Source organism: uncultured Erythrobacter sp., assembly GCF_947502395.1.
Taxonomy (GTDB): domain Bacteria; phylum Pseudomonadota; class Alphaproteobacteria; order Sphingomonadales; family Sphingomonadaceae; genus Erythrobacter.
The window spans coordinates 1-1,265 of sequence record NZ_CANMZM010000008.1 but is presented as its reverse complement, the minus strand read 5'-3'; the positions used below and the strand labels follow the sequence as shown (position 1 = coordinate 1,265).

At 57.2% G+C, this 1,265-nt stretch carries 1 pseudogene; it reads left to right on the top strand.

Annotated elements, in window-relative coordinates:
* The first annotated feature begins 64 nt into the window (after window positions 1-64).
* Window positions 65-1,239: pseudogene (locus Q0778_RS16310) on the top strand (IS3 family transposase).
* Window positions 1,240-1,265: the final 26 nt, after the last annotated feature.

Here is a 1,265-nt window from a genome sequence, read left to right as displayed (position 1 = left end):
TGACGCGCTCCTCTGGAATGTGACCGATTTTTGTTAGAGTCTGGCACGAAGGAGTCAGACGAGGATGAAACGAAGTCGTTTTAGTGAAGAGCAGATCATTGCGATTTTAAAAGAGCAGGAGGCCGGGATGCTAACAGCTGATGTGTGCCGCAAGCGTGGGATCAGCTCTGCGACGTTTTACAAATACAAATCGAAGTTCGGCGGGCTGGAGATATCCGATGCGCGGCGTTTGAGAGCGCTGGAGCAGGAGAATGCACGTCTGAAGAAGCTGTTGGCGGATCAGATGCTGGACAATGCAGTCCTGAAGGATCTGGCATAAAAAAATGGTAACGCCCGGTGCAAAGAGAGACGCCGTTGCTCATGCCCGTGAAAAGCACGGGCTGAGCGAGCGGCCATAATCTTTGGGGGCGGGTAGGCTGGTTGGCGTGAGCCACCGGGTGATACGGTATGAGCCCACGCGGCCAGATGATGCTGGCCTACGGAGCAGGTTGCGCGAGCTGGCTAGTGAGCGCAGGCGGTTCGGCTATCGCCGTCTGGGCTATCTGCTAGCGCGTGAGGGGGTCAAGCCCAGCCATAAGAAGCTGCTGCGCATCTACCGCGAGGAAGGCTTGGCGGTGCGTAAGCGTGGTGGTCGCAAGCGCGCATTGGGCACACGCAGGCCACTCACACTGCCAGAAGAGGTGAACCAGCGTTGGTCGCTCGACTTCGCCTCTGACAGCTTGGTGTGCGGTAGGCGGTTCCGCATGCTGCGCGTGATCGATGACTACACGCGTGAGTGTCTGGCACTGGTCGCAGACACATCGCTGTCAGGCAGCAGGGTTGCGCGTGAGCTTGATCATCTGATCGCCTTGCGCGGCAAGCCTCGCACGGTGGTCAGCGATAATGGAACAGAGCTGACCTCATCAGCAATCTTGCGCTGGTCACAGGAGCGGCGGGTCGAATGGCATTACATCGCACCGGGCAAGCCCCAATTGTTCTTTAGGCAAAACGGCTTTGTCGAAAGCTTTAATGGCCGTCTGCGGGACGAGTGCCTCAACGAAACGCTGTTCAGCTCGCTATCGCATGCCCGCAGCGTGCTCGCCGCTTGGAAAAAGGACTACAACACTGTGAGACCGCACTCGAAACTTGGCAGGAAGACACCCGCTGAGATCGCCGGTCAAGCTGTGTGGGGGGCATGCCTCTACACAGCTTGCCATCCCATCAAACATCAATCATGAAAGACAAAGACTCTACCTCTGAGTGGTAACAATCAGGGGAGTACGTCA